The organism is Achromobacter sp. 1011791174 (genome assembly GCF_059760925.1).
In genome coordinates this window covers 1-6,856 of the sequence record NZ_JCBANH010000163.1, presented here as the reverse complement: position 1 = coordinate 6,856, position 6,856 = coordinate 1, and the positions used below count along the sequence as shown (strand labels likewise).

Genomic DNA, 6,856 nt, shown 5'->3' with positions numbered 1-6,856 from the left:
CGCGCGCGCCGGCTTGCTTACTTGGACATGCCATCCTTGCTCATGCCGTCCTTGGACATGCCGCCTTTCGACATGCCATCCTTCGACATCCCGTCCTTCGACATCCCGTCCTTCGACATTCCGTCCTTGGCCATGCCGCCCTTGGACATGCCATCCTTCGACATGCCGTCCTTGGACATCGCATCCTTGGCCATGCCGTCCTTCTTCATGCCGTCCTTGCCCATGGCGTCCTTGGACATGCCGCTTTTCTGCATGCCGTCCTTGCTCATGTCATCGGCGGCATGCGCGGCGACCGCGCCGAAGGCCAGGCACAGGGAAAACGCGGCGGTGGTGAGAGTCTTCATGATGATTTCCTTCAATGGTGATGAGTGCGGGAGAAAAAGAGCGAGATCCACCTAGCTGCCGCCGAACCAGTTGTAGCCCTGGTCCTCCCAGTAGCCGCCCGGGTAGGTGTTGGTGACGAAGATCGCCTGGATATGCTTGGGGTTCTTGTATCCAAGCTTGGTGGGCATGCGCAGCTTCATCGGGAAGCCGTATTCCGGCGGCAGGGTCTTGCCGTCGTAGGTCAGCGCCAGAATGGTCTGCGCATGCAAAGCAGTGGGCATGTCGATGCTGGTGTAGTAGTCGTCGGCGCACTTGAAGCCCACGTAGCGCGCGCTCAGGTCGGCGCCGACGCGCTTGAGGAAGGCCGAGAACGGCACGCCGCCCCATTTGCCGATGGCGCTCCAGCCCTCGACGCAGATGTGGCGCGTCACCTGGTCGATCTGCGCCATCCGCCGCAGCTCGTCCAGCCGCCACTGGCGTTTGTCCGCGACCAGGCCGCTGACTTCCAGGCGGAACGTTTCCTCGTCCACGTGCCGGACCTCGTCGATGCCGTAATAGGCATTGAACGGAAACGGCCGCGTGATCATCGATTCCGGATAGGTGGGCGCGAGCTTGTCGGGGTCGAACAGCCAGGCCTGCACGCGGTCGTTCCAGCGCGAGACGACGCCCAGCGCTTTTTCCGCGCTTTCGTTGTCCGACAGCGAGCAGCCGGACAGCATGGCCAGGCCGCCCAGCGTCAGTCCACGAGCGAGGAAGGCGCGGCGGGCGGGCGCGTCCAGGCGACGCTCCACCAGGCGCGAGGCTTCGCGCAACACGGCCGGGCCGTCGATGCCGGGCAGGGACAGGGGTTTGCGAGGCTTCACGTGCGACTCCTTACTTTCCGCGGATCATGGCGAGCAGGCTGCGCGGCACCAGCGCCACCATCGCCAGGTGGACGACGACGAAGGCGACCAGCAGCGCCATCGCATAGAAATGGATATGGCGCGCCATCTCGTAGCCGCCCAGCAGTTCGCGCAGCACGCTGAACTGCACCGACTTCCACAGCACCAGCCCGGACAGCACCAGCACCGTGATATCCAGCATCACGAACAGATAGGCCAGCCGCTGCACCTGGTTGTAACGGCGCGGATCGGCGTGCGAGAGACGGCCGCGCAGGGCCGCGCCCAGGTCGGCGAGCACGCCGCGCGGGCTCAGGGGGAAGAATTTGCGGCGCAGCCGGCCGCTGGCCAGGTTCAACGCCAGGTACAGAAGACCGTTCAGGCCCAGCAGCCACATGCCGGCGAAATGCCATTGCAGCGCGCCGCCCAGCCAGCCGCCCAGCGTGTAGTCGCGCGGGAAGCTGAAGTCGTAGAGCGGCGAGGCGTTGTAGATGCGCCAGCCGCTGGCGATCATCACCAGCACCGCCAGCGCGTTCAGCCAGTGCGTCAGTCGCAGCCAGCCAGGGTGGATGGCGGGCGCCGGCGGGGCGGCGGGATTCGGGGGGACGGTCGCGGCGGTCATGGCGGTTTCCTGGGCGGCTGGCTTCGGTTGACGCCATTCTTTCCCCGGGGCCGTATCCAAGTCCTCACGCAAACTTAAAAAAAATGTGATAACTCGGCCGCGCCGATTGGCGACAATAGCGCTATCCCATCGCCCGAGCCCCCCATGGAACCCTCCCGCCGCGTGCTGATCGTCGAGGACGACGCCCATATCGCCGAATTGCTGCGCATGCACCTGCGCGACGAAGGCTACGCGGTCGAGCATGCCGCCGACGGCCATGAAGGCATGCGCCGGCTGGAAGAGGGCGGCTGGGACGCGTTGGTGCTGGACTTGATGCTACCGGGCGTGGACGGCCTGGAGATCTGCAAGCGCGCGCGCGGCATGGCGCGCTACACGCCCATCATCATCACCAGCGCCCGCTCCAGCGAGGTGCACCGCATCCTGGGCCTGGAATTGGGCGCCGACGACTACCTGGCCAAGCCCTTCTCGATGCTGGAGCTGGTGGCGCGGGTGCGCGCGCTGCTGCGCCGCAGCGACGCGCTGGCGCGCAACGCCCGCATGGACGCCGGCACGCTGGAGCTGCACGGCCTGGCCATCGATCCGGTGGCGCGCACCGCGCTGCTGGACGGGCGCGCGCTGGACCTGACGCCGCGCGAGTTCGACCTGCTGCATTTCTTCGCCCGCCATCCCGACAAGGTCTATTCGCGGCTGGACCTGCTGAACCAGGTCTGGGGCTACCAGCACGAGGGCTACGAGCACACCGTCAACACGCACATCAACCGGCTGCGCACCAAGATCGAGGACGACCCGTCCGAGCCGCGCCGCATCCTCACGGTCTGGGGGCGCGGCTACAAGTTCGCCGCCACGCAGGGAGACGCGGCATGATCAAGCGCCTGAGCCTGACCCAGCGCCTGTCCGCCGTATTCGCGCTGCTGCTGTTGGCTTGCTGCGGCGCATCGGCCTGGCTGCAGATGGCGGCCAACGCCCGCTACGAGCAGGAAGTGGTGCAGCGCCTGTCGGGCGGGCTGGCCGGACATATCGCCGGCGCCAACGAACTGATGGACGCCCAGGGCTGGAAGCCCGAGGCGGTGCGCGCGCTGTTCGACAAGCTGATGGCCGTGAATCCGGCGGTCGAGGTCTACCTGCTGGACCTGGACGGCCGCGTTGTCGGCGATGCCGCGCCGCCGGGCCAGCTCAAGCTGGACCGTGTCGACCTGGCGCCGCTGCGGCGCGCGCTGGCCGGCGGCATGCTGCCCATCATGGGCGACGATCCGCGCAACGCCGGCGCGCGCAAGGTCTTCAGCGTGGCGCCGGCGCGGGCCGGCGGCAAGGACATCGGCTACGTTTACGTGGTGCTGCAGGGCCAGGCCCACGACGAGCTGGCCATGGCCGTGTCGCGCAGCACCGTGCTGCGCACCACGCTGTGGTCGATCGCGCTGGTGGCGCTGCTGGGCCTGGTGGCCGGCCTGGCCGCCTTCGCCCTGATCACGCGGCCGCTGCGCGGGCTGACGCGCGCGGTGCGGGCCTTCGACGGTGGCGACAGCGGCGCGCTGGCGGCGCTGGAGGATGGCGGCAGGGATAGCGACAAGGACGGTGGCAAGGATGGCGCCCCGGACGCCGCTCGCGGCGGCGACGAGATCGTCGCGCTGCGGCGCAGCTTCGCGCAGATGGGCCGCCGCATCTCGGAGCAATGGCGCGAGCTGACGCGCCAGGACCAGCAGCGCCGTGACATGGTCGCCAATATCTCGCACGATCTGCGCACGCCGCTGACCTCGTTGCACGGCTATCTGGAAACGCTGCGGTTGAAGGACGCGACGCTCGAAGCCGATGAGCGTCGTCGCTACCTGGACATCGCGCTGGCGCAAAGCCGCAAGGTGGGCCGGCTGGCGCAGGAGTTGTTCGAGCTGGCGCGGCTGGAGTCCGGGCTGGTGCGGCTGGAGCCTGAAGTGTTCTCGCTGCCCGAGCTGATGCACGACGTGGCGCAGAAGTTCGAGCTGGCCGCCGAGGCGCGGCGGCAGCGGCTGCATATGGAAATCCCGCCGGACCTGCCGGCGGTGCGGGCCGACCTGGGCCTGATCGAGCGCGTGCTGACCAATCTGCTGGACAACGCCATCCGCCACACGCCGCCGGGCGGCGACATCGCGCTGCGGCTGGCGCGGTTGCCGCAAGGCCTGCGGGTGCAGGTCGCCGACACTGGCGAAGGCATTCCCGCCTCGCTGCGCGCCGGTCTGTTCACGCGCGCCTCGGCGCTGAGTCATGGCGCGCGCGACGGCGGCGGGTTGGGACTGGTGATCGTGCAGCGCATTCTGCAGCTGCACCAGAGCGAGATCCGGCTGGTGGACCGCGAGGCGCCGGGCGCCTTGTTCCAGTTTGATTTGCCGGCCGCGCGCTAGCGGTGGAAGCATCCATGTCCAAGCTGAAATCCATCCTGTTGCTGTGCGCCCTGGCCGGCGGCGCTTACCTGTGGTTCCAGCTGTCCAACCTGCACATCGCCATCGGCGAGCGCGCGACGGGCGGCTATGACGGCGCGTCGACCCGCTCGCCGGAGGACGTCGACAGGGCGGTGCGCGAGGCCGAGGAGGCGGCGGCGAAGGCGCAAGCCGCACGGCCCGAAGCGCAGCGCGGCAACCAGGCCGGGCCGAGTCAGGCCGGGCCGCGCTAGGCCAGGTCACGCTTCGCGGTCGCCGCCACCCGGCTGACCCGGCCCGCGCCGGCATCCACGTCCAGCAGATCGCCATCGGCCACGGCATCGAGGATGCCGGGCACGCTGGCCAGCGCGGGGATGCCGAACTCGCGCGCCACGATGGCGCCATGGGACAGATAGCCGCCGGCCTCCATGACCAACGCGCTGGCGCGCAGGAACAGCGGCGTCCAGGCCGGATCGGTGGACGGAGCCACCAGCACGGCCCCGGCAGGCATGGCCAGCCCGGCGGCCGGATCGCGGGCCACGAATGCGGGGCCGCGCGCATGGCCGGCAGCCACCGGCGTGCCGCGCCAGCTGTCGGCGCCGGGATCGATTCCGGCATCCGCGCCGCGCGGCGCGCAGGGGCCGGCCAGCGCGCCGCCGTCGCTTTCCTCAACCACGTCCGGGTCTTCCGCGCCCGCCCATTGTTGCAGCTGTGTCCTGCGCCACGCGGCGCGCCGGGCCGCCGCGTCCGCCGGCAGCGCGCCGTCGGCCAGGGCCAGCAATTCCTCGACGCTCAGGTGGAACACATCGTCGGGCGCGGCCAGGCCGCCGGGGCCGGCGCAGCGTTCGCCCAGCGCCAGCGCGCAGCGCCTGGCGGCGGCGACGTAGCCGACCAGCACGCTGCGCGCGGCCTCGCGCTGGCGGCAGTCCAACCGTGCGCCGGCGATCAGCAGCCGCGCCAGCGGCCGCTTCCAGCGCGGCAGCGCCGCGTTCAGCGTCCGCCAGGCCGCAAGCGCGGCGGCCTCCTGGCGCGCACGCAGCGCGGCCGGGTCGGCGCCGATCAGGTTCAGCACGCTGTCCAGCAGATAATCCGGCGCTTCGCGCCAGCGCGGATGGCGCAGATAGGTTTCGTAGACGGCGCGATGGCCGTAGCGCTCCAGGAAGTCCGCGAAGGCGCGGCGAAACGGGCTATCTGGCGGCAGCGCGTCGCGCCAGTCCGAGCCGCGCCGGTCGGGTGCGCGCAGCCAGGCCAGCGCCGCCGCATCGTCGCGCGCCAGCGCGGCCAGATCCATCAGCGCGTAGCTCTGGGCGGCCGTCACGCTGGGCGCGCCGCCAGCCATGAGCGCGGCGGTCAGCGCGTGGCTCTGGCCAGGGCAGGCCGCCTCGACCAGTTCCAGCAGTTTCGACAGGGTGCCGCCGGCCGAGCCTTGCAGGAAGAACAGGTCGTCGGCGGACAGCAGCGCGGTGAATTGCTCGCGCAGCCGTCGGCCCAGCGCCGCGGTGTCCTCGGGCAGGGCTTCCCCGGCCCAGGCGCGGGCGCGCGCGGCCTGTCGCGGCAGCCCGGTATTGGCGGCCAGCCGAATGGGAATGGCGCGGCGGCTGTAGGTCAGGATGCGCCAGCCGTGCAGCCACTTGCGCGCGCGGCCGATGGCCGGTGCGGCGATGGCCGGCTGCGGTCCGCCCAGCATGCTGTTGGTGAGCGCGGGCGCGACGCCGAGCGCGTCGTAGGCCAGCCACTGGATCGTGGACGCGTCCAGGTAGACCCGGCCGTGGAACAGCCGGGCCAGCGCCACGCCGGGCCGGGGGCGGTAGCCGGCCAGCTCGAAGCCGCGATTCAGCACGCGCAGGCACATGACGCGCAGCGCCTCCCATTCCAGCGCCGACACCGCATAGGGCAGCACCTCGCGCGTGTTGCCGCGCGACCAGTACGAGGGCTGGCCGCGCAGCCCGTCATAGGCATGGCGCGCCGCGGCGGTGATGGGGCGCGCCTGCAGGATCCAGAAACGTTGGCCGTCCCAGGCCCATTCCAGGTCGTGGCCTTGCGCCGAGTAGTCCAGCGCGCGGGCCGCGTCCCGGGCGATCGCGCCCAGCGCTTCGGCCTGGGCCGGCGTCAGCGTGGCGGCGCGCGCCTCATCGTCCCGCGTGGGCCGCAGGCCGGTGCCCTGGCCGTCGGCTGGCCTGGCGCTTGGCGCCGATCCGGCTGGCGGCCAGGCGCCACGACAGCGTCGTCGCGTCCTCCCGCAGCCGGTACTCGTCGCCCTCGGCCTGGCCGCTGACCAGCGCCTCGCCCAGGCCCCAGTTGGCGTGGATCAGCATCTCGTCATGGCGTCCGCCGACCGGATCGCGGGTGAAGGCGATGCCCGAGACGCGTGCCTCGATCAGTGGCATGACCACCACGGCCATGCCGCCGTCGCCGGCCAGTCCCAGCCGTTCGCGATAGGCGCGCGCCTGCGGCGTGGCCGCCGAGTCCCAGATGCGGCGCGCGGCCGCGAACGCCGCATCGGCGCCGCGCACGTTCAGGCAGGACAGGTGGATGCCGGCAAAGGACGCGCCCGCCGAATCCTCCTGAGGCGCGGACGAGCGCAGCGCCAGCGGCAGGTCCAGCCAGCCGCGCGCCTCCAGCGCCTGGCGCAAGGCCTGCCGCGG

General features: G+C 70.9%; 8 protein-coding genes. 3 read left to right on the top strand and 5 right to left on the bottom strand.

From position 1 onward, the window contains the following. Nucleotides 1-17: 17 nt before the first annotated feature. Genes AC6LJ5_RS29605 through AC6LJ5_RS29595 form a run of 3 tightly spaced genes read right to left on the bottom strand, consistent with a single transcriptional unit; the run spans nucleotide 18 to nucleotide 1,824 of the window. Nucleotides 18-344: a pentapeptide MXKDX repeat protein gene (locus AC6LJ5_RS29605; RefSeq protein ID WP_498142374.1), complete on the bottom strand. Its 327-nt coding sequence runs from the start codon at nucleotides 342-344 to the stop codon at nucleotides 18-20. A gap of 51 nt (nucleotides 345-395) precedes the next feature. Further along, nucleotides 396-1,187 (bottom strand): molybdopterin-dependent oxidoreductase, encoded by a 792-nt coding sequence (locus tag AC6LJ5_RS29600; protein WP_498142373.1) that lies wholly within the window; start codon nucleotides 1,185-1,187, stop codon nucleotides 396-398. Between the two features lie 10 nt (nucleotides 1,188-1,197). Continuing rightward, complete coding sequence (locus AC6LJ5_RS29595; protein WP_103274219.1) at nucleotides 1,198-1,824, bottom strand: cytochrome b/b6 domain-containing protein; 627 nt, start codon at nucleotides 1,822-1,824, stop codon at nucleotides 1,198-1,200. Nucleotides 1,825-1,968: 144 nt separating this feature from the next. Between AC6LJ5_RS29595 and AC6LJ5_RS29590 the strand changes: the two genes are divergently transcribed. Genes AC6LJ5_RS29590 through AC6LJ5_RS29580 form a run of 3 tightly spaced genes read left to right on the top strand, consistent with a single transcriptional unit; the run spans nucleotide 1,969 to nucleotide 4,465 of the window. Continuing rightward, nucleotides 1,969-2,688 carry a response regulator transcription factor gene (locus AC6LJ5_RS29590; protein WP_103274220.1) on the top strand — a complete coding sequence of 240 codons (720 nt, stop codon included), beginning with the start codon at nucleotides 1,969-1,971 and terminating at the stop codon, nucleotides 2,686-2,688. Beyond that, on the top strand, nucleotides 2,685-4,196 hold the full coding sequence (locus AC6LJ5_RS29585) for a sensor histidine kinase (protein ID WP_498142372.1): 1,512 nt from the start codon (nucleotides 2,685-2,687) through the stop codon (nucleotides 4,194-4,196). Before AC6LJ5_RS29590 ends, AC6LJ5_RS29585 begins: the two co-directional genes overlap by 4 nt. A 14-nt stretch (nucleotides 4,197-4,210) precedes the next feature. Continuing rightward, nucleotides 4,211-4,465 (top strand): hypothetical protein, encoded by a 255-nt coding sequence (locus tag AC6LJ5_RS29580; protein ID WP_103274222.1) that lies wholly within the window; start codon nucleotides 4,211-4,213, stop codon nucleotides 4,463-4,465. Here the strand turns inward: AC6LJ5_RS29580 and AC6LJ5_RS29575 are convergent. Both AC6LJ5_RS29575 and AC6LJ5_RS29570 read right to left on the bottom strand, forming a co-directional pair. Then, on the bottom strand, nucleotides 4,462-6,111 hold the full coding sequence (locus tag AC6LJ5_RS29575) for a PEP-utilizing enzyme (RefSeq protein ID WP_498142371.1): 1,650 nt from the start codon (nucleotides 6,109-6,111) through the stop codon (nucleotides 4,462-4,464). The two genes, AC6LJ5_RS29580 and AC6LJ5_RS29575, sit on opposite strands and share 4 nt — an antisense overlap. A gap of 229 nt (nucleotides 6,112-6,340) precedes the next feature. Continuing rightward, nucleotides 6,341-6,856, bottom strand: a 516-nt coding sequence (locus AC6LJ5_RS29570) for a PEP/pyruvate-binding domain-containing protein (RefSeq protein ID WP_498142370.1), incomplete at its 5' end; no start/stop codon positions are given.